This is a genomic window from Ekhidna sp., from assembly GCF_039940915.1.
Lineage (GTDB): Bacteria > Bacteroidota > Bacteroidia > Cytophagales > Cyclobacteriaceae > Ekhidna.
The window spans coordinates 529,560-554,296 of the sequence record NZ_JBDVFO010000002.1; the positions used below are offsets into that span (position 1 = coordinate 529,560).

Below are 24,737 nucleotides of genomic sequence, written 5' to 3' on the forward strand. Positions count from 1 at the left end.
CCTATTGTCGCTTTGGCGTCAAATTATGATTTGTCCTTGGGAAGGTTGAAGTGGAAAGTTGTGCCTTTTCCAACAATTGATTCTACGGAAATAGTACCTCCATTCTTCTCGACAAAATCCTTTACAACCAACAAACCTAAACCAACACCTTTTTCTCCACCAGTGCCAACTGAAGCTGACATCTTCACATTAAATAAGCCATCAATTTTGTCCTTAGCGATACCAATTCCTGAATCAGCGATTGAAACCTTGACTTCAGTATCGTCGGTAGCAGCGTGTATAGTGACGCTTCCACCAGCTTTGGTGAATTTTAGTGCATTTCCAATAAGGTTTCTTAAAATCGCTCTTACCTGATTTTCATCCGCAAATACCGTTAGCTTGTTTGAAGCACTTGTTTTTAATTGAATCTTCTTCGATTCAGCGTAGGGCATAAACAAAGTCATTTTCTGATGGATAACATCAGCAAGTGAAAAATGACTTTTCTGAATTATTTCACCTTCCAGCTGACTTTTGGCCCATACCAGTAGGTTTTCCATCGCAGAACTAACAGAGCTTACCTGCTCATTGATGGATTGCTTAATCTTCTCCAAATTCTGCGAGTCAAGAATCTTTGGATCTATTAAAGGAACAACACTTTCTATTGTATTTAGTGGTGTCTTGAGATCGTGGGCGATGATCGAAAATAGTTTATTCTTTTGTTCATTGATCTTTCTTAACTCATCGGCTTTCACTTCCAATTCTTCTTTTTGCTTCACCACCTCTGAAGACCGCTCTTCTACTTGAATTTCCAGTAACCTTTTTTGATTTCTCAAAAGAGTTGTTCGAATTCTAAAAATCAAAACGATGGCAAAAAGTACAGATAGCAAAAAGATTGCATATGCCCACCACGTTTGCCACCACGGGGGGATAATACTTAATTGAATTGATGCTGCCTTTTCATCCAGCCAGTAACCATTAGGAGCTGAGCTTTTTACCTTAAACGTGTACCGGCCTGCAGGTACATTGGTATAAACAGCTTTGCGATCCAGATGATCGGTGATTATCCAGTCATTATCAAAACCCTCCAACTTGTATGCATAGCTTATTTTCTCTGGATGTCCGAAGTTTAAAGCTGCAAACTCAAAAGCAAAAATGTAGTCATTGTAATCTAAGGTTACTGAACTAGCTGCATGGATGCCTTCAGTCAGTACAGTAGAATCGCTTACCTCTACACTCTTGTTGAAAAGTAGAAAATCTGTAAATACCGTATTAAATTTTGCTTCTTTCAACGAAACAATGGTCGGATCTATCTCTGACAGTCCATCGGGTCCTCCGAAAAAAAGCTTTTCAGATCGCTGACCAAAATCAGAAACATACGGAGAAATATTGTTTCCTGCCAGACCACTCTTTTTATCATACTTACCAACAACCTCGCCTAGTGATGGATCGTAGCAGATTACACCTTTTGGCGAACCAAGCCATATTCTGTTGGATAAATCCCTCTCTATGGTATAAAACGAGTCATCAAGAACTTCTGATGCTTTGTGAACGATTCTAGCATGGACTAACTCTTTGGTATCAAATTTTATGAGGCCATCGTCAGAGGCAATCCAAAAATCACCCATCTCATCTTCGACGATTGAATTAACTCCTAAGTCAAATCGGGTAAAGGTCATTGACTCTTCATCTACCAAATGCAGAAAGCCATTCGCTTCAACCCAAAGCCTGCCTTTGCCATCTTGATGAATGAAAGTAACAGTATTACCGGCAAGGGAGTTTTCATCAGACTCATCATTATAAAAGGCTTCGAATTCCTCAGTAGACTTATTGAACTTATTCAATCCTCCACTCCATGTTCCCAACCAAACATTCCCTTTTCCATCATCCAATACTTCGAGGACATTATTGGTGGAAATACTTTTCCTGTTTGTTTCGTCGGGCTCATAAAACTTTATTTTACCAGTTCTTCTGTCAAGTTTACCAAGTCCTATCCCTGTCCCCAACCACAAGATTCCGTTCTCTCCTTCAGCTATTGACCAGGCACTGCCTCTTGCTTTAGAACGTCTAGATTCATCGGGCTTTAAGAAAACCTGGAATTGACCCAAGTTTCGATCATATGCGTACAGGCCACTCTGTGCTGTTCCAATCCATAAAACTCCTTCACTATCTTCATATACAGCTCTAACATAGTTTGTTCCTATCGAATTACTATTTCGAGAATCATGTCTATATCGGACGATTTGTTCTTGCCTGGGGCTCATTCTTGCAATACCTCCATCATCAGTGGCAATCCAAATATCTCCTGATGAAGACTCCATTATACTTTTAACAGAATTATGAGGTATGCTATACAAATCGTTTGGATTGTAGGTATAGCGCAATGCCTTTCCGGTATTTATATCAAACAGATTTAAACCATTCGACCATGTCCCCACCCAAATGTTTTCATTGCTATCTACCAAGATTGAGTACGCTGAATTTGTGGACAGTGAATTGGGATCCGATGGGTTGTGAGTGTATCTTTTAAAAACTCCCGTTGAAGGTTCAAGTATGTTTAATCCTTCCGTTGCTGTTCCAACCAATATCCTTCCATCTGGAGCCTCCTCCAGTTGTCTCAGTACGTTTGATGAAATTGAATTTCTATCCAAATCATCATATTGATAAACCCTAAAGTCATCAGTTTCTTCTTGATATAGGTTTAAACCATTACTCGTACTCACCCAAAATCTTCCTTTCGAATCAATTAGTGCATCAAAGATTCCATTTGCGCTTAGGCTGTTGGGTTTCTCTTCATTGGTATAAACTCGAAATTTTTCGGTCCCCAAGCTTAATCGAAACAAACCATTTCTTGTAGCGACCCAGAACCAGCCATCCTCATCATGAATGATTTTACTTACGTAACCTAAGTCATGATTTTTCCATACACGCGTAAAGAGTTCTTTTTTACTGTTAAAATAAGAAACTCCTTGTCTGGTTCCTATGAGTAAATCGCCATTTGAAAGGGCGTGTATTTCTGTAATACTATTGCCTACCAAACCTAAATTCTCACTTTTAGATCTGAAGTAAGGTTTGAAGCTATATGCATCAAACCTAAATAAACCGTCATTTGAACCCACCCAAATAAAACCGTGAGCATCCTCTGCCATTGTATTAATGGAATTGGATGTCAGTCCTTCTTCCAGACCGTAAGAATGAAACCTAAACCTATTTGGCTGAGCCGTGGAGAATAAAGCGAGCAGGAATAATGGTAGTATTAAAAGAATCCGCATGAGCTAGCTAAAATAATGCTTGGTTCATCAAAACCTGCCGACTTTGGATGGATAAATATTCAGAGGTGACTATACATGCTTCATTTAGTCATCGAGAGCTTTCGCGAAGCAAACTCAAAGTTGGCAAGCACTATTGTCATAGGGTAACACCTTCAGGCTCCACCCACTTGCCATGCTCTTTAATGAGCTCGATCAATTGATCCAGTGCTTGCTCAGATGGAACACCACGCTTGACTACCTCCTGACCCTTATACAAAGTGATCTTTCCCTTACCAGAACCAACATAGCCAAAGTCTGCATCGGCCATTTCTCCAGGTCCATTTACGATGCAGCCCATGATACCAATCTTGACACCTTTCAAGTGATCGGTTCGCTTGCGGATCATCGCTGTAGTCTCTTGCAAGTCGAAGAGTGTACGGCCGCACGAAGGGCAAGAGATATATTCAGTTTTGGTGATGCGCGTGCGTGCTGCCTGAAGGATTCCAAAGGCGGTGTTGTTGTAGAGTTTCAATTGATCTACTGTAGGAGTCGATTCAGGAGAAAGCATGATACCATCTCCAATACCATCAATGTATAGCGTGCCTGCATCGGTGGAAGCATAGATCATCAATTCATCTTCAGTGAGCTCAGGATAGGACTGCTTCAGAACAACAGGAACCTTTATATTTTGATTGATTAGCTCAATCACAAATCTGCGGATGCTGGCTGTGGCATGCGCCTGCTCAGAATGCAGTATAAGTACTGTATTGGCGCTTTTTTGCAAGAAACCGAAGATTGTTTGGTTGTAATTATCTGTATCGACTAATATAAAGTTTAGCTTCTTATGAAACTCATTAACATTTTGTAAATCAGTTATTAATGGAAACTTATTTACTTGATCGCTACTTCTTTCCCACTTTTCATAATCCAACACTTCTTTTAGTCCATTTGGAAGCATGAATTCGACTGGATTTGAACCTGTATAAATGTAGTCTGCTCCCAGGTCATTCATCCCCCACTTGTCCAGTTCAGGGAGATACGAATGACCAACTGATTTGAGATCTTTCACCTCCACCATTCCCATTTTAGAAAAATCCGCAATGACTCTTGGAACATTTTCATTCCCAAAATTCAGAAATTCATCTGCTACCCTTCTATGATATTCAAATGGATTTATCGGCAACCGATCTATGACCGGTTCAATCATTTTTTGATGTTGCTTTTCATTCAACCGATCTACCATGATTTTTGCTACGGGAGCCTCCACCTCTGGCTCTTCTGTAAGCGATACCCTAACCGTATCTCCCAAGCCATCTTCAAGCAAAGTACCAATCCCAACAGCCGACTTGATTCGTCCATCTTCTGCCTCACCTGCTTCGGTGACTCCAAGATGTAAAGGATATGGCTCAAGGCCTTCCTGATCCAACTTATTCACTAGCAATCGATAGGCTTGCACCATAACCTGCGGGTTACTGCTTTTCATAGAAACCACAAGATCTTTATAGTCCATGGACTCGCAAATCCTGATAAACTCTAGCGCAGACTCTACCATGCCTAATGGTGTGTCTCCATACCTGCTCATGATTCGGTCGGAAAGAGAACCATGGTTCGTTCCAATCCGCATGGTCGTGTTGTTAGACCTGCAGATTTCTACCAACGGCGAAAACTTATCTTCTATTCGCTTCAACTCGTCTGCATACGCTTGATCGGTGTAGTCTATTTGCTCAAATTTCTTTTTATCAGCGTAGTTGCCTGGGTTTACTCTCACCTTTTCAACGATAGTGGCAGCAAGCTCAGCAGCGTTTGGCGTGAAGTGAATATCCGCTACCAAAGGAACATCGCACCCTCTTTTTCTCAACTCGTTCTTAATGTTTTCAAGATTCTGAGCCTCTTTAATGCTTGGTGCTGTAATACGTACATATTCGCAACCGGCCTCCACCATTCGCAAAGTCTGTTCTACGGAACCCATGGTATCCATGGTATCCACGGTGGTCATGGATTGTATCCTTATCGGGTTATCACCACCCAGTGGAACGTCACCAATAAAAACTTCTCTCGTCTTTCTTCGAGAATACTCGGTCAAGCTATTGCAATACGTATGAATCATATGTCTCCAAGTTGCGGTCTTAATACGATATCTTCTATCACGGTCCGCTCACTCAACCGATAAGTGGCATGGATGGTTTCGGCAATATCGGATGGTTTCATGAATCTTTCCTCTGGAAGCTCTACTCCATCCCAACTGGGGGTTTTTACTGCACCTGCCAAAATAGATGTGACCCGAACATCCGATTCCTTCAACTCTTCTCTCAGGGCCTGTGAGAATCCATAAAGTGCAAACTTCGAAATACTGTAAGAACCTCCATTGGGGTACGCTTTCAGACTAGCTACTGAACAAAGATTAAATACATGACCACTTTTTGTTTTTTTCATTTGTGGAACAATGCCTCTGGAGACATGATAAGCACTGTACAGATTTGTATCTATCATCTTTTCGAGCGCGCCATCTTCTTCCTCGAGAACCGATCCTGGAATAAATACGCCTGTATTGTTCACTAAAATCTCCACGGGCTGTCCAATCATTCGAATAAATTCGATGAAATCCTTCACCCCTTCTTTTTTTGAAAGATCTGCTGCATATGTGTGAATAAGCTGGTCGTATTCTTTGCTTATTTCTTCTCGCAAAAGCGTCAGGTCATGCTCGTTCCTCGCACAAGTTGCAATTGGGAATCCATCTTCGGCAAAACGTTCGATAATTGCTTTGCCTATCCCCCGTGTTCCACCAGTTACTACAACTAATCTCTCTGAATTATTCATTTTAAACTTTTCGGTTATTCCTTAAGGTGTTATGTTTGACAAAGCTAACAATCTTAGCCAACGAAAACTTCATGAAGAGTTTAGGGAAATTCATCATTTTTTTAGGTCAATTATTCGTCAGGAGAGAATCTTTCAAAACCTATACAGCTCGTATAGTTGATGAAAGTATCAAAGTTGGCTATAACTCTATTTTTATAGTGGTGATCGTTTCTGCCTTTATGGGGGCCGTTACGACTGTACAAACAGCCTATAATCTTATCTCGCCATTGATTGCCGATCCCGTTATTGCATTGGTAGTTAGAGATATGACGCTTATTGAATTAGCTCCAACCATTACAGCTATTGTATATGCTGGTAAGGTTGGATCCAATATTGCCGGAGAAATCGGCACCATGAAAATTACCGAACAAGTAGATGCTTTGGAGGTCATGGGAATCAATGCAACATCTTACCTTGTGTTGCCAAAGATTATCGCCTCCGTACTCATGTTTCCGGTGCTTGTTGTTATGGCAGGATTTGTTTCCATTTACGGAGGTTACCTCACAGCTCTCTTTACTGGTGTGATTTCCGGAACCGACTATATTCTAGGTATCCAAATGGACTTCAATTCTTTCCAGGTCATTTTTGCCTTAATCAAAGCTGTCGTTTTCGGATTCCTTGTAGCTGCGATAAGTTCCTACAAAGGGTACTTCACGAGCGGTGGAGCATTGGAAGTTGGACAATCTTCTACGAATGCTGTTACTAGCAGCTGCATCGCAATTTTAGCTGGTGATTATCTACTGGCATACTTACTAGCTCCATTTCTTACTCCATGATCGAAATAACAGACATATCTAAGTCTTTTGATGGTAAACAAATTCTTTTCGACATCAATGTGACATTCGAAACAGGGAAAACAAACATGATCATTGGTGCCAGTGGAACCGGAAAAAGCGTGCTTCTGAAGTGCATAGTAGGGCTTATAAAACCAGATCATGGAAAAGTTCAGTTTGATGGTCGTGATTTCGCAAATGCATCAAAGGGTGTGCAAACAGAAGTGAGAAGAGAAATGGGGATGCTTTTTCAAGGTGGTGCCCTATTCGATAGCCAAACAGTAGAACAAAATGTCATGTTTCCCCTCAACGTGCTCACTACTCAATCGATGGAAGAAAAGCTGGACAGAGTCAACTTTTGCCTGGAACGCGTAGGACTCGAAAATGCCAATCACAAAATGCCTTCAGAAATATCTGGAGGTATGAAAAAACGTGTTGGCATTGCCAGAGCAATAGTTACCAAGCCCAATTACCTTTTCTGTGACGAACCCAATTCAGGACTTGATCCTCAGACTTCTATCAAAATAGATAACCTGATCAAAGACATTACAGATGAGTATGAAATGACGACCGTCGTAGTGTCTCATGATATGAACTCAGTCCTAGAAATCGGAGATATAGTGAATTTCATGCATCAAGGACATGTTTTATGGACAGGTCCAAGTGATGACATTGGTGACTCTGATGTCAAAGAGCTTAACGAGTTTGTATTTGCAGGAAGGTTGATGAAGATGGTAAAAGGTAAATAGCATCGCATCAAATAACCTTATTGAAACTAATTCCTGATTACAATCATCTAAATCGTAACTATTGAATGAATTTTCAGTACACTATTTAGAGCACCTCTCCAACTATGATCAAGAATTACCTACTAACCTCCTTCCGTCATTTACTCAAACAACGTTTTTTCACTTTCCTCAATGTGGTAGGATTGGCTATTGGGCTATGTGCCTTCTGGCTCATCAATCATTATGTGACCCACGAAAGAAGTTATGAAAACTTCATGGAAAACGGTGACGATATCTATCGTGTACAGCTAGATGTCTATCGCAATGGAGAGCTTATTTACAAAAGTTCTGAAAATTATGCAGGTGTAGGCGCTGCAATGAAGGAAGAATACCCAGAGGTAGTAGCGTATGCTAGACTCTATAATATGGGCTCCAAAAACAATGTAATTATCACATGGGAACAAGCACCGAATGGACCGGTAGTTTTCAAACAGCAAAAATTCTTGTATGCCGATGCCTCTATACTAAGTCTCTTCTCTTATGAGATGGTACAGGGAGATCGTGATAAAGCACTCGAAGAGCCATTCACCATTGCTATCTCAGAAACAATGGCAAAAAACTACTTTGGAGGCGAAGATCCAATGGGTAAAACATTGAGATTAGAGGATGATGATTTCAATGACGAACCGTGCATTGTCACAGGTGTTTTCAAGGACCACCCAGCCAACACACATTTAAAATTTGATGTCCTTATTTCATTTCCGACCATTTATGGAAGGTATGACGGTGCTTTGGAGCGTTACAAAACAGGTTGGGGTAGAAAAGACTACTACACGTATGTTCAATTGAAAAACGGCACAGACTCTAAAGAATTTCAGAAAAAACTTCCTGAATTAGTAAGCAAATTTAAGCCTGAGCTAGTTGAGGAAAATGGTGAAGATGTTTTGTTATTACAACCCATAAAAGACATTCACCTTACATCAAGACTAACTGACGAAGCAGAAATAAATGGAAATGGTGAGGCCGTTGGATACTTAGCCATCATCGCATGGTTTATTATCATTATTGCATGCATTAACTATGTCAATTTAAGCACAGCAAAATCTGTTGAAAGAGCAAAAGAAGTTGGTTTACGAAAGGTTGTAGGTTCACAAAAGTCACAACTTATCATTCATTTTTTGATTGAATCAAGCATCATCTTTTTCTTATCCATTTTGATTGCTTTTGCACTTATTGTATTCATTAATCCAATCTTCAACAATATTGCAGGAACTCCAACTTCTTATCTCCTTTGGTCACAACCTTGGTTTTGGGTAAGTGTTTTAGTCTTCTGGATTGGTGGTTCATTGGCTACAGGATTTTATCCTGCTTTGGTATTATCCTCGTTCAAACCCGTGGAAGTATTAAAGGGACAATTCAAGGGAAAAGGCGAAGGTATACTCCTGAGAAAAGCATTAGTAGTGATGCAATTCACAACTTCCGTTGCCCTGATCATCGGTACACTCATTGTATATGAGCAAATGTCTTTCATGCAAAATCAAGACCTTGGTTATACCACCGATCAGGTCATGGTTGTTGAGCGCCCTGCAACTCGTGATACTTCCAACGTACAAGCCGAGAATGATTATATGTCCTTTAAGAATGGTCTGGCAGATCAGCCAATGATTGCAGGCGTTGCTGGATCCGGGATGCTCCCTGGCAAAAAGCTTCGTTTCAAAACTCAGGTTAGAAAACTAGAGCAGGATCCAGAGCAAGCAACCACATTCGCCTTTAGCAGCATGGACTATGACCTCTTCGATCTAATGAATATGGAGATGATCGAAGGACGAAATTTTTCCAGAGACTTTATCAAAGATCCAGACACAGCTATTGTGGTTAATGAATATGGTGCTAGAGCTCTAGGATTTACACCTGAAGAGATTGTAGGCAAATATGTCTCGATTGATCAATTCAGGTGGAAGCCACAGGTGGTTGGAGTGCTTAAAAACATTCATAACGAATCTTTGCAGGAAGCTATGCAACCGCTCGGATTTTTTCTTCAACAGTACAATCATGAATATATGATGGTGAAGATGAGCACCAATAATATTGAGGAAACTGTTGATGTCGTCAAAGAGCAATGGGATAAAAGCTTTGCTGGAAATCCATTTGAATTCTTTTTCCTTGATAGCTATTTTGATAGCTACTATCAATCAGAAAAAAGCTTTAGAGACCTATTTTTAATATTTACTATTCTAGCAATTCTGATCGGTTGTCTTGGGCTATTTGGACTCTCCTCTTATACTGCAGTTCAAAAAACTAAGGAAATTGGAATACGAAAGGTATTGGGTTCATCTACCTCCGCAATCATTAGCCTTATGTTCAAAGACTTTTTAATTCTGATCAGTATTGCGAACCTTATAGCATGGCCTACAGCCTGGTATTTTTTAAGTGGATGGTTGGAAAACTACCCATATCATGTTTCCATTAATTTTCTGTTTTTTGGATTGGCTGCCCTTCTGGTACTATTGATTGCATTTCTTACGGTCAGTTTCCACACGTTGAAAACTGCTCAGTTAGATCCTGCAAAGACGTTGAAGTACGAGTAAGGAGTTAGACTCCAACAGCATATTCTTCTGTAAAATCCCATTCACTGACTCCTTTGTCCATTACACTGACTAGCTTCATTTGAAATGTATATCATGACGTAAAAAGGGACTAAAAATCCATACGTTATGAAAAAACTATTTACCCTAACACTGCTTTGCTTTCTTAGTTTCCTCTCCTATTCACAGGACAAGAAGGCCTACAATCGCGTATTAAAATCTGCATTTCATGTTCATGATACAGCCTCAACATATCAGTCTAGTTTATATGCTGCTACGATGCTTGAAGATGTAGCGAAAGACTACCCTGATGAATGGCTGGCTTACTATTGGGCAGCATTTATTCATACGCAATGCGGCTTATATCGAGATAGACCTAGAAATGCTGGCGAGCTAATTCCGGTAAAAGCGCAACAAAATATGGAAATGGCCATGAAGAGTTACCAAGGAGATAGTGCGGAAATTCTATCTGACCTTCATGCGCTCCAATCTTTTGTTTATAACATCCATACATGGTATCCAGAATATGATGCTGAAGTAGATGACTATCGAAAAAAGGCTCGGGAACATGTTAGAATATCTCTCAGCTATAACCCGGATAACCCGCTGATATATGTGCTGATTGGCACTTCAAAAGTCTCAAGTGACAATGTAGAGGAAGTGCTAGCTGGCCGAGCGCTGCTTTATCAGGCACAAGCCATTTTCAAGCAAGTAAGTGAGCATCCGGTCATGACCGCTCACTGGAATGAAAATTGGTTGCGATTTCGCTGGCTGAAATATGCTGATCAGCGGATAATGGCCGTCACAAAAGCACAAGGAAAATAGTTGGTTTTCATTGATTAAATTGCCTGGGCTGACATGCAGCTCAGGCAATATTTTAGTTTGATCCAGTGAATAACGGAAAAAATATCTCATTAAGAATACGTTTGCTTGCAGCACTAATTTTCTGGTTGCTGTTTCTGAGTATCGATGTTCTTAAGAAGAATATATTCGCTGTTGAAGATACTCGATACCTTTTATCCTTCTATTTTTTCGGCTTCCTTTTGTGGTTTTGCATCACCTTCCCACTGTTTCATTTTTTTCAAAAATCTCAAAAATCCCCTCCTCTACTAAGGTTTGTTTTCCTTTTGTTAATTGGTCCCATCGCGGGGAGTGTCAAGGTCATACTTTCCTGGACATCATTTTATCTAACAATTGGTCTTCACGACCGTGGAGTCCCTTTGTTTGCTTTCATCATTAAACAAGGTTCCTTTCATTTTGTAGAAGCCACCATTATTGCATGGGTTGTGTTGATTCTATTCTTCCTCAGTGAACTTTACATCAAGTATAGAAATAAATCTTTGGAAGCAGCGGAGCTTGAATCACAACTCATTCAGGCTCAGCTCGAGACACTCAAAATGCAGCTTCATCCTCATTTTTTGTTCAATGCACACAACACTATCTCCATGTTGATTAGAACAAAAAAATACGATCAGGCCATTGATATGACTTCCTCTTTGAGTGATCTTCTAAGAGCCACTCTCAATTCCGGAGAGAAGCATTTCATCGAGTTAAAGGATGAAATTGAGCTCATGAAGAAATTTCTGGATATCGAACTTATCAGATTTGAAGACACTTTAGACGTCAGCATCAAGATCTCCTCAGATTGTGATAACGCCCTCGTACCCAACCTGATTCTACAGCCCATCGTTGAAAATTCATTTAAACACGGGATTTCAAAACACTTGGGAAAATCCCAATTAAAGATTGAAGCCAAAAGAAGCGGCAACCGCTTGATCGTTGACGTATTTAATACAGGACCAAAGGTCAAACGCAATTTCGATATGGACAAAGATCAAGGCATAGGTATTAAAAACATCAATGCTAGACTTAAACAAAGCTATCAGGAAGATTACACATTCAATCTAATCAACTCCAACAATGGAGTGATTTGTATTGTAGAAATACCGTGGAGTGAAAAAGATTGAAACACTCATCGTTGATGACGAAAAAAAGTCCAGAGATGGGTTGGTCCATTTACTTTTGGCTGAAAAGAACATAGAGCTGATAGATGTGTGCAAAAATGGTCTTGAAGCAATCGAATCCATTGAGAAAAACCGTCCCGCTCTTCTGCTCTTGGATATTCAAATGCCAGGTATTTCAGGGTTCGATATTCTTAAAAGTATATCGTATAAGCCAGTTACTATCTTCATCACCGCATACGATCAGTACGCACTGAAAGCATTTGAAGTGCATGCCCTCGATTATTTACTAAAACCATTCACAGATACCCGGTTTAAGGAAGCGATGACAAATGCCATTGATTTGATTAGAAATAATCAGGAAAAGCAATCAATAGATGCGCTGAAACGACTCATTGATACTTTAGAACAAACAACAAACTCCAACGAAACTATTCACTCATCTTACAAAACGAATCGCCTCGTCATTCGGGTAGATGGACGAATAGAGCTTATAGATTTTGAAAAAATCATCTGGATAGAGGCGTATGATTATTACATCAAAATTCATGCATCCAAAACTTTCATCATAAAAGATAGTCTGAAAAGCATTAACCAGAGTTTACCAGACTTTTTCTTGCGCGTCCACAAGTCATCCATCATTAACCTGAAATACCTGCAAAATCTAGAACCCATTGGTCATTCAGAGATGATAGCCAACCTAAATGGCAATCTAAAGATCAAGGTATCAAGATCCTACAAAGACGAATTAATGAGAAGACTCTCAGAAAACCTTTCCAAGTAATTCGGAATCCCTAAAAAACTGATCTTTTACACAATATTTCCTGGATTTTTGCATTAAAGAGATATTCAAATGAGTACATTTGATCTTTGAATATTACTATTCATATTTATGATCACCAGGCTATCTCTCACCATTCTTTTGGCCTTGATCGGAACACTTGGCTATGGACAGTGCAGCGTATTGAGCACAGCCATTAACAAACAGTTTACCGCTGACGGTACCTGTGCTCCGGTTACAGTTAACACCTTTCGGGTGACGTATACCTTTATTGCGCCGCAAGACCCCACTCAAATTGCGATCGAATTTCGTTGGAATGATCCTGGAAATACAATTGAAACGATTACAGGCGGAGGCCTCACCGTTTCTGGTGGAAATACCATTTTCGAAGCTACTGCTACTCCTTTTGCGTATCCAAACGCTGGAACTGAGTGCTTTTACGAAGCTCAAGCCTTCATGATCGTCAATGGAGACATCTGCGAAGCTTCAGAGGAAAATCAATTGATACCTTCATGGAATGTAGACAATCAAAACGGAGGTGTATTAGCAATAGACCCTGGAGCTTATGACATCTGTGAAAACACCGCAATTACCAACGTCTCATTTGCAGATGCTTCTACCTTCAACTGCAACATCAACGATCATCCAGACAATCCCAACCAACTATCACGGTGGGTTCAGTTTGTGTATGGCACCAACGGGGCACCTGCTGTAGGTCGAATCAGAGATCTCACGCTCAATGATGGTGGCACGGTTACCATTACCAACAATGCCGGCAACTTATCTGCACCATCAACACAAGGTACGGGCGCTGTAATGGTAACAGCAGGATACTTTGGGCCTGTTGAAGAGGCTCCTACTCCTGCTGCGGGCCCGATTCATCAGAGTTTTCCAATATCTGCGCCTGCCAATGCTGCCAATATCATTGGCACTACTTTCGAAATCACGATGTACAATTGGAATACGTGCAATCCTTTTAATGGAGATCAAGTAGATCCAAATTATGAAGATGCGATTGCTGAAACTGTTGTGATTTCAGTTGTTCCACCACCAGTGCCGGATTTCGTGGCTCGGGACGGTGGGCCAGGAGGAGCCATTCTAACAGAATTTTGCATTAATTCTGACATTTACTTTGACAATGAAACACCTGGTGGACCTTACAACTATCTGTGGGAATTTTTCGATGGTCCGCTTGATACAGATACTTCATTGGGAACCACTAACGACACAAACCCAACCTTTCGCTTTGCCAACGGCGGTCAAAAATTGGTACGCCTTATTGCCACTGATCCAAACGCAGATGGCGTGTGCGATGTGGTGTATGATGATTTTGTAAATCTCTCACCAGATGCTGTGGCAGATTTCTCCTTTTATGATGGTGCATTCACTGCACCAATTAATCCTGATTTCTGCCAAACCGGCGCTGATGTATTCACCGTTGGTTTCAGAGACAATACCATTGACCAGCCGAATACTGAATTCAGGTATGAGTTTTACGATGAAAGCAATGCACTCATATCAACCCAACCGACAGATGGCTCTTTTCTTTCGGATCCGGTTCCTGACTTTACGCGTGACTTTTCAGCAGAAGAATTCATCATTGTAAGACTTGTAGCGCAGAATACATCCACACTTTGCGGCAGTGAAGATCAAGATACCGTCTTTGTATACGGAAGGCCTCAACCCGTTTTCGCATCGAACGAAGCATGTGAAGGAGATCGATCATCTTTTACTAGCATAGCCGACCCTATCACAAGCCTGACAACCCAGGTCAATAATGATGAGGTTAATCTCTATGAGTGGGATTTTAGTTATGATGGATCATTTAATGTAGAATTGATTCGGACTGATAATACTGATTTCGATTGGTATCTAGATGGTACTGATATAGTCACAGGGGTAGAACCAACAACATCCATAGCAGGGACTTATACTGTTGCCTTACGGATGACCTCTGATAAAGGAGGATGCTCAGATTTCATCACCCAAACAGTCACTGTCAATGAAAATCCAGATGCTCAGCTATCGCATGATGCTACTGGAGATGTTTGCCCAGGTGACATCATAACCTTCAATAATGATTCAAACAATCCAGGTTTGCCAGGGACAACATACAGCCTGGAAGTAACTCATCCTCCTTCTGGTTTTAGTTTGAATGTTCCACTAGCATTGATCAACACGTCATTATCCTTTAGTAATCCTGATGACACCACAAGAACTTTTCAAGCACAAATACGTGCAGAAACCCCTGACGGCTGTGTTGTTATTAGCAGCGTAGAAACCTTCCGTGTTTCTCCTGATGAGGAAGCAGAATTTGACGACCCTGCTTACAATTTCTTCAATACCAATTGCTCTCCCTGGAACAGTACAATGATTGTAGACGCAGCTACTCAAAGTTTAGCTGCTGATCTGTACAGATGGACATTACTGGATGAAAATGGAGCACTGGCTGGATATCCGCAAGTCAAGAACAGTGGAGATGCAGACTTCAACGAACTTGACTATGAAATCATCAATACCTCTAGTACAATCATGAATTACGCCATGGTATTAGAGGCTGAGAAAGCTGGCGTATGCATATCCAATGATACTTTCAATATTCAAATAAGTCCACAGCCAATGGCTGATTTTACCTTTGAAAGAACAGAGGATTGTGATCGAGTGAATTTCACATTAGAAGCTACTCAAAAAGGGCTCGCCAATTATGCCTGGACCTTCAACCCTGTTCCTGATGCCACTTTTGGAGGAGATGATGAAATAATGATTTCATTCAATCGTGAAGGAAATGCAGGAAATGATTTGAATGCGGCCATTACACTTATAACGACAAACCTGGCATCTTGTCAAAGCAGCCCTGGGGTAATAAATGAAACCATTGAAAAGCAAAGACCTGCCAATACTGCTGATTTTACCCTTTCAACCCTCACTCTACAGCTGCCTGAAAACACCGTTACCATTACAAATAACAGTTCTACTGGTGCAGGATTGATCTATGAGTGGGATTTTGGTGATGGTAGCACTTTTACTGGATTTGATCCAGTATCCCATGAATACAATCAATTTGGCACGTATGAAATAAGGCTTGAAATCACCGATGCCTTCTGTACGATAGAATCTACCCAAACCATTACGGTGCTCCCAACAGCTCCCATTCTAGATTTTGAAGCAGATGTTCTTGAAGGTTGTGCCCCACTTACAGTACAATTTACTAACCTCTCTCAGTTTGCTGTTCCTGGGGAATTTTTGTGGGAGTTTGGTGACGGGAGTATTTCCCGGTCAGACAATCCAACACATACCTTCTTTGCCGGCGGCAACTTCACTGTTCGTTTGAGAGGGCAAAATGAAGTAGGTACGAACTCCGAAATTGAAAAGCAAGCATATATCTCTGTCTATGCCAGGCCATTCGCGGATTTCCTCGTATCTACAAGAGTTGTGTACATACCAGATCAGGAGGCAATTTTTAAAAATTTGAGCGAGAATGCCAGCACATACCTTTGGGACTTTGGTGATGGCACTACTTCTACAGATTCAGACCCGAGGCATGCATATAGTGAAGAGGGTTTTTATGACATCACGTTGATCGCTACAAATGATTTTGGATGTGTAGACACTCTTTTTCGTTCTGCAGAAGTCGAAGCGATCTCTGGCGGTTCCGTAAATACGCCAAACGCCTTCACTCCTAGCCTAAACGGTCCGTCAGGGGGAATTGTGGGAGGCAATGAAGGTGATCCGTCAAGAATTAATGATGTCTTTTTACCTAGACTTGAGGGTGTAGAGCGCTTTAGAATGCTCATCTATAACAAATGGGGAGAATTGATCTTTGAAAGCAACTCACAGGACAAAGGGTGGGATGGTTACTATCAAAGGAAATTAGCACAATCTGGTGTCTACGTCTATAAGCTGGAGCTTCGATTTTCTGACGGTCGAGATTTAATAAAAGTGGGTGATGTCACCCTCATTCGTTAATGAAAAAACTACACATCTATATCACCGCTCTTCTTATTGCAACTGTTGTATATGCACAGGATGCGCAATACTCTCAGTTCTATGCAAATCCGATCTATTTGAATCCTGCCTTTGCTGGAACTGCACAGGATACACGAGCCGTTTTCATCCACCGCATTCAATGGCCAAATCTTCCACAAGCGTTTTCTAATTCAACGGTCTCGATAGATTACAATGCCAGTGATATAAATAGTGGATTCGGAGTTGTCATACATTCTGATCAAGAAGGTACTGCGGGTTTGAGAAACACAACTGGCTCTTTCATTTATGCTTATGAAGCCAATATGAATAATAAGGTTGTATTTCGTCCAGCACTTAAGTTTGGGTATACATTTCGAGATATTGACAGGAGCAAATTGGTTTTAGGAGATCAAGTAGATTTCGGTGTGGACGGTACGCCTTCGCAAGATCCTCAGATCAACTCAATCCGTTTGAAAAACCACTGGGACATTGGTGCTGGCTTTCTTATTTACACGAAAAAAAATTGGTTTGGCGTAGGTATAGACCATTTAACCCGTCCGAATCGTTCACTCCTTGAAGGTGAAGACAATTTGCCAATTAGATATTCACTCCATATCGGAAGCAGATATCCACTTCAAAAATTGGTGAACATTGGCACCATCATTCCATCCATAGCCCCCAGTATTCTCTATCGACGACAAGGTGAGTTTCAGCAAATAGATGCGGGTGCTACCGTCCATCTACAGCCGGTGCTTATTGGACTGTATTATCGTGGAATGCCTTTCATTAAGAACGGTTTTAACAGGATCAATCAAGATGCAATAATTCTTGTAGCTGGGCTTGAATATGACAATTTCGAGTTTGGGTACAGTTTTGATCTTAATCTATCTCGTCTTGATCCGGTAGCTGGTGGTGGTGCGCATGAATTTTCGCTGATATACAGCTTTAGAATGCCAAAAGATCCATACAAAACACCCAGCAACAAGAAAAAACTGGGCTGCCCTACGTTTGTTCAAAAGCTTGGAAACTAAAAGAAAGCCGTCACCTGTACATTGCCTGTATGGATAGCAGCTGCTTCTTCCGATTTTCTCCCATTGTATAACAAGGATATCTGCATGCCCTTGGAAATCTTTTGCTGCCAATTGATCTGCCAGGTCTGATTTGTGCCAGGCTGTAATGCATCTAAAAGTAGGTAGCCTAAATAAGATGTAGCATCACCCGCAAAATCAATTTGAACCACTGAAAAAGATCCTCTCAATGAGCCTATCCCTGCTTGGTTCCATGTCAACTCTGCCTGATAGATCTTTGAAGTAGTGGACTCAAAACTTGATTCTGTAAATTCATTACGTTTGACCTTACGCTCATAACTTCCTATCAGCCTAACCACATTGGATGGTTGCCATATAATCTGTGGACGATACGAATTGGATGCGATCTCAAAATTTCGAGAATCTAGAAAGTCCGATTCATTTATGAGATTTCCGATTGAGGTGGTAATCCTGAAAGTATACGCAGCGCTCAAATCCACTTTAGCATTGGATATCCACTCACCTTTTTCTCGGGTTTCAAATCCTTGTAAAAGCAGCTGCTTATTATCAGAAGTTTGGTAGGTAAAATCCCCAGCAAATCCCCTTCCATTTCGATTAAAAAACAAGGTATATCTTTTCCCATTTTGCGTGCTTATCAGGTCCTCATCATCCAAACTAATCTGAAAAGGATTAAGCCGTTCAGCATAGTCATTTGATGTCGTCTTGAAATTGATATTGAAGTTGATATTCGCTGAAACCTTAGATGCAAAACGTTTTATTCCTCCCTGACTTCTCCAGCTTGAAGGTGCTCGCATGTCAATCGTATGCAGGTACAAGGTTTGAAAGGCAATGATGTAGTCATCTGTAGGTGTGAAAATTTTCACATAGTTTCGCTCATCTGGATTGATGGCTTCAAAAAACTCATTCAAATCCTGAACTCCATCTCCATTTGTATCTCTCCAGGTATGTGTCCCCTCTCCAGTAATTACAGGTAGGTAAACAAATGCTCTCCTAAGTTCACGGCTATTGCCTGTTGAAAATGAAAAATTAGAACGTAAGTTTTGATTCAACATGGATTGGACCCAGTTGATTCGTCCATTGATTACTTCTTCCTCACCAACATTTAAATCAAGTTTATCATCAACCTCCCTATAGTTAAAGTCAGCGGTAACACTGGATTTTTCGTTGGTGATCGTGTAAGAAGCATTGAGGTTTTTTGAAAAAAGGTAATCTTCAAAATCACCATTCACTGGTAGTCTATCCTTGCGAAGTTGATATCCAATTCGATAAGTTGCTTTCGCAGAATCAGTACTAGCCAGGTAAAATTCATGGGCTTTGTAATTCATTAGCGAGCTAATGATACGTGCCCCATTAGCAACTTCATTTTCATCCATTTCAAAAATGTAGCCCGGCGCAATTTTCCATTTTCTGTAGCTCAAATCCGATCTCGACCTAAGCCAATTAGTAGTCTGACTTCCTTGGTCATTGGACAATAAAAAATGCTTAGAAACCAGTCTAAAGTTGGTCACTTCCTGGTTGAAATCAATTTGTTGTTGCCAACCGTCGATGAAGGATGAACGCTTCCTTCGGTTCAGCGAAGCTTCAAAACGATTCGCTTCATTCTTCCTGAGCCCCCCCTTTAGGTGAACTATAAGATCCTCAGAAAAATCATTTTGACCTGGCACATAGTTCCAGTCTCGATCAAAAAGAATGGAGCGATAACGATCGATAAAAGTAAAAGCTGTATCATCATACTCCAAAGAAATTGACCCCAGCCAAGTATATCCAGCTATGAAAGATGAACGTCCAATTGTTGCTAAAGATGCAAAGTACGCTCTACTGTTGTTGTCCTCATCTTGAAGGTTTGAATATAAGTTTCTGTCGGTATTCGAAAAGGCCACCTCTGCCTTCACTGATTCATAGGTAGATAGGCTCACCTCTGTACCAAAAGTTAGCAACTGTCTACTATTGGGGAGTGGGATAAAAGCTCCGGGCTGGTAATTGCCCTGTGACTGCCCTCCCTCAGGGGATACCCATTGATAAACGCTACCATTTGCGGTGGTTTGGCTAAGAACGTAATCACCATTACCAGAACCGACATCTGAAAATGACGGACTAAAAAGCCTATCAAGCGCGTCGGTTGAATATTCAAATATGGTTTGCGTCATTCCATCTTGATCGACCGTATCTTTTTGTATGTACAGCACTCGATTCTCAGAGAATTGCACGGAATCAAAACCGGTAATGAATGCCTGATCGATGTTATCTCCGATACCTCTCAGCTGATTGAGATCATCTTCATTCAGGTTGAACCCAAAGCTGGTATTGGGGTTGTCCCTCTCTCGGTAATAGTTTGCAAATACCTTCACCTTTTCAGAAGCCACCGATTGATAGGCAGATAGATTAGACCGACTATAGAATTGTTCAGCATATTCAAAATCTACGCGCATTATCGTAAATTGAGTGATTACGATGTGATTGTTAAACGTGATTTCTCCAAGGTTATAGTCAATTACATAATCTCTATCAAATCCCCTCTCCATCAGTTCACCATCAATAAACACTTTTTCAGTGTTTGCTAAGACAATGATGAAACGCTCTCCATTTGGCCCTCTCAACTTGTATGGACCTGACAACCCGTCGATTGGGGTCAATGTCGACGAGTTAAACTTTCCCTTTGCTAGTGCTCCTGAGACTCTTGTTTCATGCTTCCATTTGCCTGATTGTCCGCGATAACTAGCTTTCAATCCCTGCACATTCTTAAAGTACCTAAGAAAGTATCCGGCATTTTCTGGCTGCTTTAAAACAACATCTCCTGCTGTCAAGTCAAATTTGTCATTGTATAACTTGATGAATACATTGTCAAAATCCCTTATTTGCTGCGTATTTCCTTCAGGCTGGTAAGGAATATTTTGATCAGTAATGACTGCAGCTATGTTCAAATTCTCATCCAGTTTTCCTTCCATTTGCAAGTTCAGCGTTGAGTTAACAAACAAACTCTGTCGATTACCAAATGAAACTCCCCGTGAAATAGCCCCGTATTTTTGAACACTGCTAAATTCAAACAGCTCTTCCTTTTCTACAGTTGGATTTTTCTGAATGATCTTTATGCTCTCTCTGCTTTCATCATAAGATGTTAAACTTCGATTTTGATAGGCAGACGTCAGCAGCGTTGAAAGTACCCGATAACAAATCTCAACTTCTTCTGTTGTAGCATCGACCGAAATAACTCTTGTTGAATCATTCCAGGAGAATGAACCACTGGTACGAATAGAACCGGGCTCAATGACCAAAGTATCCAGTAAAACAGGAGTATTAGAAGGGATGGTACGACATTTCAGGTTTTGAGCTAATGTGTCCTGAACAATGAGGAAAAAAAAGCTGCTAGCTAACCAGAGGCATGGATATGAAAAACGTTGTGCCTTCACCCTGCTCTGACTCAAACCATATATTGCCTCCCGCGTTTTCAATTCCTTTTTTGGCCAATGCCAGTCCAATACCGCTTCCAGTTGATTTAGTACTAAAATAGTTCAGGAATATCTTTTCCTTCAACTCCAAAGGTACTCCCTTGCCATTGTCTCCGATAGCAAGTACGCCTTTACCCTTCTTCATGCCCAACGAGACCGTTATCTCAGCACGTTTATCTACTACAGATTGAATAGCATTCAACACAATATTATTAAGGATTCTTCGAAAGATATCCTTGTCGGCTTCTATATGTACATCTTCAGCGATGTTGAGTGATATTGTCACGTCTTCTGCGCTATAAAATCCTGCAACCTCTTTCGTCAACTTTCCCCAGTTAAAGACCTGATTATCAGGTGCTGGCATCTCAGCAAACGCAGAAAAAGACTCTGCAATCTGACTCAATGTATCCACCTGGGTCAACAAAGATTGAAGTGTTTCATGTTCTTTAGAATCATTCTTATGCTTCCTAAGCATTTGTTGAATCTTAAGCTGCATAGGCGTCAGTGGGTTCTTTATTTCATGAGCGACCTGTTTAGCTATCTCTTTCCAAGCAGTCTCTTTCTGACTTTTTGCCAATGCGCGCTTACTATCCTCTAGTTTGACCAGCATCTGATTGTAGTCCTTCACAAGCGACCCAATTTCATCCGAAGATTCGTATTGTATAGGCTTATTCACATCCTCCAACGTCACTCTTCTAATTTTTGCTGCTACCATTCTTAAAGGATGAAGCAGGTTATTCAGAACGGCATTCCCAAACACTATGGCTATGATAAATATGAAAGCAAAAATCGTCAATAGATTTCCGAATACTTCTATTTGCTGTCGCCTCAAATGATTTTTCGAATTGAAAAAAGGCATAGCAATAAATCCTGACACCTGATTATCGACAGTATTCACCACCGCGTAGCATACTTTGTAGTCTAGATTTCCTACGTGCTCGTCTGCGATTATGGCTTGATTTTCCTTATCTACAAGCTCCTCAAATACAATAGGATTAATCAGGTTGCCCTGCAAATTCAAATTAAAAATCTCCGGTTGACTGGTAGCCACCAGGTAACCAGATTCGTTATAAAAACTAAGATCAGACTGAATGTAACTACTAATTTCAGCAAGTTGATAAGCAGCTGTTTCGTTGTTTACTTCCTCGATATCTATTGACAGGATTTCCGAAATGTAAAGTGACTGCTTGATGTAACTACGATTGATTTCTTCCCGATAAGAGGTGTTAAGTGTATTGAGAAGTGCGAACCCCGTTATCAACAATGGAATAATAAAAGCCATCCCCAAATAAAGTTGGATCTTACCAGTAAAATTTAGCTTAAAGCCACGTTCAATTACAGAACTCAAGATACTGAATACCCCAAATGAAAAAAGTAAAAGTAAAAAGAGGAAAGAAAAATTGGTAATTCGATCTCTGGCATCATATTTAGCTGAAATAATCAAAATGGTTCTCCCATCATCGGTTTTAACACCAAAATAGTGTCTACCATTTTTCTCTATGCCATCATAAAATAGCTTTTCATTGGCAAAGTCCTCTTGCTGGGGCCACTCACCTTGTCCAAACTTACTCCTGTGAAACAGGATATCATCCCCAGCAAAAACCGCATAATCAAAGTCATTGCTTACAGAGAAATATTTATTATCAGTTAACAAAGCCGGATATACGCTGGTCGGAACTCTCCTTTTTATTTTTAGCACTATCAACCCTACAAGATCACCAACATTAATTTTACAGATGTATTTAAAATTGGTTCCCTCATCTATGAAATAGATATCCTCATAGTCAGATTGATTTTCCGGAGTAAGCAAGCTGTATTCTCTTGTGAAACGTGAATTCAATTTCAGCTTCTGATAGTCTTGAAAGACAATTTCTAAATCATACTTATTGAAGTAAGGTGTCAGAAACTCGCTCCTGATCCTATCTTCTAGTACTTTCCTACTTCGTTCACTTGCTATCAGTGCCAAATTTTCATCCGTTGACAACTTATTGATCGTTTGATCAAGGTAATATTCACCTAAGACGTCTCTTTTTAGAAGTAGGTAATTGGCAAACTTCTTTTTGGAGTCTAGGACATCCCCTTCTTCGTATTTATAAATACAAAATGAAAGAACAGCAGAAATTCCTACACTTACAATGAGAATAAAAAGCAGATTGGAATAGGTGAATTCTTTAAATGACTTGCCCCATTGATAGCGAATAGATATAAGAATAATTGACACGTGAACGACGCTGAAAGTAATGGAAAGTAAGTCGAGAAATCCCATAATCAAAGCCGCCAGAAGGGCTCCTCCAATTGCTTGGGAAATGAAATGACTCCTTCGGATTAACTGGAGCGTGAGGTAAGTAAAATAAAAATACCCCACACACACCAAAAGAATACACATGTAAGCAGTTGCACGAAGCAAATCAAACTCGATAGACTGCCCAACATCAAGCGAGAGCTGAGAATTACTGATTATACTCCAGGCGACATGGAGAACAACGCCGGAAAGAATGGTATTCAGTCCAGTAATCACAGCCACAGCCCTTTTGGATCTCTTCAAGCTTAACAGGTATTTAGCACTGGCGACAATTATCAGATTCAGGACCATGCAATTGACAAGTAGGTCACCCAATGTTGGATTTACAACAGAAGATGTATACTTAAGCGGATCAAATAGGTCAAACCTGAAGAATAGTTGAAAAGCCTCGAATTGCAAGCTCAGGAATCGTAGAAAAAAAAGAAACACCAGAGCCTTCCAAAACGATTGAATGCTTAGCTGACTAAACTTCCAATACTCAAACAGCAATACCAACAAGACAATCAAGGATATAACAGCATCAATCAGCTTATTGGGCATACTCTTTACATCAAATGATAGTATCTCCATGAAACGGTAATCTCCTTTGTCAAGCGAAATATTGGTAACCGATTGATCAAGCAATACACTTTTTGATTTTGTGAGGTATTGATTGGTGATGGAGTATTTCTCGATTAACTGATGACAGGAAATGTAGGTGCAGTCATCAGCATCAAACTGCTGAAGCAAGAAGATTCCTAAATCATTTTCAATTACCTGAATTGAATCTTTTGCTTGATTACTAATGAAGGGTCGATTATCGCTCCAGCTTTCAAGTCTTCCCTGGCAAATGGTCCGTTTACGAAACAGGTCACTTACAGATTTACCCTCTTTCCATTGAATTAAATCACTGTATTGCAATGCAACAATATCCTCAATGCTCTCAATCGCCCTACGTCTATTCAGATCATCCCAATGGATGAAGGAGTGATTGATTAACAGCGCTAGAAAACATCCAACAAGTAACCCGATGGAAATCTTTTGATTCACAGGCTTGAATATACAATAATCAGTCCTTTAATGA

Annotated in this window: 13 protein-coding genes; 8 read left to right on the top strand and 5 right to left on the bottom strand. The window is 40.5% G+C overall.

Features of this window, described 5'->3' with window-relative positions:
* Nucleotides 1-23 precede the first annotated feature (23 nt).
* The 3 genes from ABJF57_RS07545 to ABJF57_RS07555 all read right to left on the bottom strand — a co-directional run bounded on the left by ABJF57_RS07545 (nucleotide 24) and on the right by ABJF57_RS07555 (nucleotide 6,044).
* Nucleotides 24-3,248: a sensor histidine kinase gene (locus ABJF57_RS07545; RefSeq protein ID WP_462233912.1), complete on the bottom strand. Its 3,225-nt coding sequence runs from the start codon at nucleotides 3,246-3,248 to the stop codon at nucleotides 24-26.
* Nucleotides 3,249-3,384: 136 nt separating this feature from the next.
* Nucleotides 3,385-5,334, bottom strand: a complete 1,950-nt coding sequence (gene ispG / locus ABJF57_RS07550; protein WP_462233914.1) for a (E)-4-hydroxy-3-methylbut-2-enyl-diphosphate synthase — start codon at nucleotides 5,332-5,334, stop codon at nucleotides 3,385-3,387.
* Complete coding sequence (locus tag ABJF57_RS07555) at nucleotides 5,331-6,044, bottom strand: SDR family oxidoreductase (protein WP_462233916.1); 714 nt, start codon at nucleotides 6,042-6,044, stop codon at nucleotides 5,331-5,333. The genes ispG and ABJF57_RS07555 overlap by 4 nt, the downstream gene beginning before the upstream one ends.
* A gap of 71 nt (nucleotides 6,045-6,115) precedes the next feature.
* Here ABJF57_RS07555 and ABJF57_RS07560 point away from each other — a divergent pair, with 71 nt between their 5' ends.
* The 8 genes from ABJF57_RS07560 to ABJF57_RS07595 all read left to right on the top strand — a co-directional run bounded on the left by ABJF57_RS07560 (nucleotide 6,116) and on the right by ABJF57_RS07595 (nucleotide 17,908).
* Nucleotides 6,116-6,859 carry an MlaE family ABC transporter permease gene (locus ABJF57_RS07560; RefSeq protein ID WP_462234853.1) on the top strand — a complete coding sequence of 248 codons (744 nt, stop codon included), beginning with the start codon at nucleotides 6,116-6,118 and terminating at the stop codon, nucleotides 6,857-6,859.
* A complete protein-coding gene (locus tag ABJF57_RS07565) occupies nucleotides 6,856-7,605 on the top strand; it encodes an ABC transporter ATP-binding protein (RefSeq protein ID WP_462233918.1) in 750 nt (249 codons plus the stop codon). Before ABJF57_RS07560 ends, ABJF57_RS07565 begins: the two co-directional genes overlap by 4 nt.
* A 104-nt stretch (nucleotides 7,606-7,709) precedes the next feature.
* A complete protein-coding gene (locus tag ABJF57_RS07570; protein WP_462233920.1) occupies nucleotides 7,710-10,172 on the top strand; it encodes an ABC transporter permease in 2,463 nt (820 codons plus the stop codon).
* A 126-nt stretch (nucleotides 10,173-10,298) separates the two neighbouring features.
* Nucleotides 10,299-10,994: a hypothetical protein gene (locus tag ABJF57_RS07575; RefSeq protein WP_462233923.1), complete on the top strand. Its 696-nt coding sequence runs from the start codon at nucleotides 10,299-10,301 to the stop codon at nucleotides 10,992-10,994.
* A 65-nt stretch (nucleotides 10,995-11,059) separates the two neighbouring features.
* The gene (locus ABJF57_RS07580; protein WP_462233925.1) at nucleotides 11,060-12,136 is read left to right on the top strand and encodes a sensor histidine kinase; all 1,077 of its coding nucleotides are present in this window, start codon (nucleotides 11,060-11,062) and stop codon (nucleotides 12,134-12,136) included.
* Complete coding sequence (locus ABJF57_RS07585; protein WP_462233927.1) at nucleotides 12,123-12,914, top strand: LytR/AlgR family response regulator transcription factor; 792 nt, start codon at nucleotides 12,123-12,125, stop codon at nucleotides 12,912-12,914. The genes ABJF57_RS07580 and ABJF57_RS07585 overlap by 14 nt, the downstream gene beginning before the upstream one ends.
* 108 nt (nucleotides 12,915-13,022) lie before the next feature.
* The gene (locus ABJF57_RS07590) at nucleotides 13,023-16,877 is read left to right on the top strand and encodes a PKD domain-containing protein (RefSeq protein WP_462233929.1); all 3,855 of its coding nucleotides are present in this window, start codon (nucleotides 13,023-13,025) and stop codon (nucleotides 16,875-16,877) included.
* Nucleotides 16,877-17,908 carry a PorP/SprF family type IX secretion system membrane protein gene (locus tag ABJF57_RS07595; protein ID WP_462233931.1) on the top strand — a complete coding sequence of 344 codons (1,032 nt, stop codon included), beginning with the start codon at nucleotides 16,877-16,879 and terminating at the stop codon, nucleotides 17,906-17,908. Before ABJF57_RS07590 ends, ABJF57_RS07595 begins: the two co-directional genes overlap by 1 nt.
* Here the strand turns inward: ABJF57_RS07595 and ABJF57_RS07600 are convergent.
* A complete protein-coding gene (locus ABJF57_RS07600; protein ID WP_462236058.1) occupies nucleotides 17,905-21,402 on the bottom strand; it encodes a hypothetical protein in 3,498 nt (1,165 codons plus the stop codon). The two genes, ABJF57_RS07595 and ABJF57_RS07600, sit on opposite strands and share 4 nt — an antisense overlap.
* Nucleotides 21,290-24,703 (bottom strand): sensor histidine kinase, encoded by a 3,414-nt coding sequence (locus tag ABJF57_RS07605; protein ID WP_462233934.1) that lies wholly within the window; start codon nucleotides 24,701-24,703, stop codon nucleotides 21,290-21,292. The genes ABJF57_RS07600 and ABJF57_RS07605 overlap by 113 nt, the downstream gene beginning before the upstream one ends.
* Nucleotides 24,704-24,737: the final 34 nt, after the last annotated feature.

Coding starts and splice junctions, on each gene's coding strand:
- ABJF57_RS07545 (WP_462233912.1), bottom strand. CDS start 3,248: ATGCGGATTCTTTTAATACTACCATTATTCCTGCTCGCTTTATTCTCC.
- ABJF57_RS07555 (WP_462233916.1), bottom strand. CDS start 6,044: ATGAATAATTCAGAGAGATTAGTTGTAGTAACTGGTGGAACACGGGGG.
- ABJF57_RS07590 (WP_462233929.1), top strand. CDS start 13,023: ATGATCACCAGGCTATCTCTCACCATTCTTTTGGCCTTGATCGGAACA.
- ABJF57_RS07565 (WP_462233918.1), top strand. CDS start 6,856: ATGATCGAAATAACAGACATATCTAAGTCTTTTGATGGTAAACAAATT.
- ABJF57_RS07570 (WP_462233920.1), top strand. CDS start 7,710: ATGATCAAGAATTACCTACTAACCTCCTTCCGTCATTTACTCAAACAA.
- ABJF57_RS07595 (WP_462233931.1), top strand. CDS start 16,877: ATGAAAAAACTACACATCTATATCACCGCTCTTCTTATTGCAACTGTT.
- ABJF57_RS07575 (WP_462233923.1), top strand. CDS start 10,299: ATGAAAAAACTATTTACCCTAACACTGCTTTGCTTTCTTAGTTTCCTC.
- ispG (WP_462233914.1), bottom strand. CDS start 5,334: ATGATTCATACGTATTGCAATAGCTTGACCGAGTATTCTCGAAGAAAG.
- ABJF57_RS07560 (WP_462234853.1), top strand. CDS start 6,116: ATGAAGAGTTTAGGGAAATTCATCATTTTTTTAGGTCAATTATTCGTC.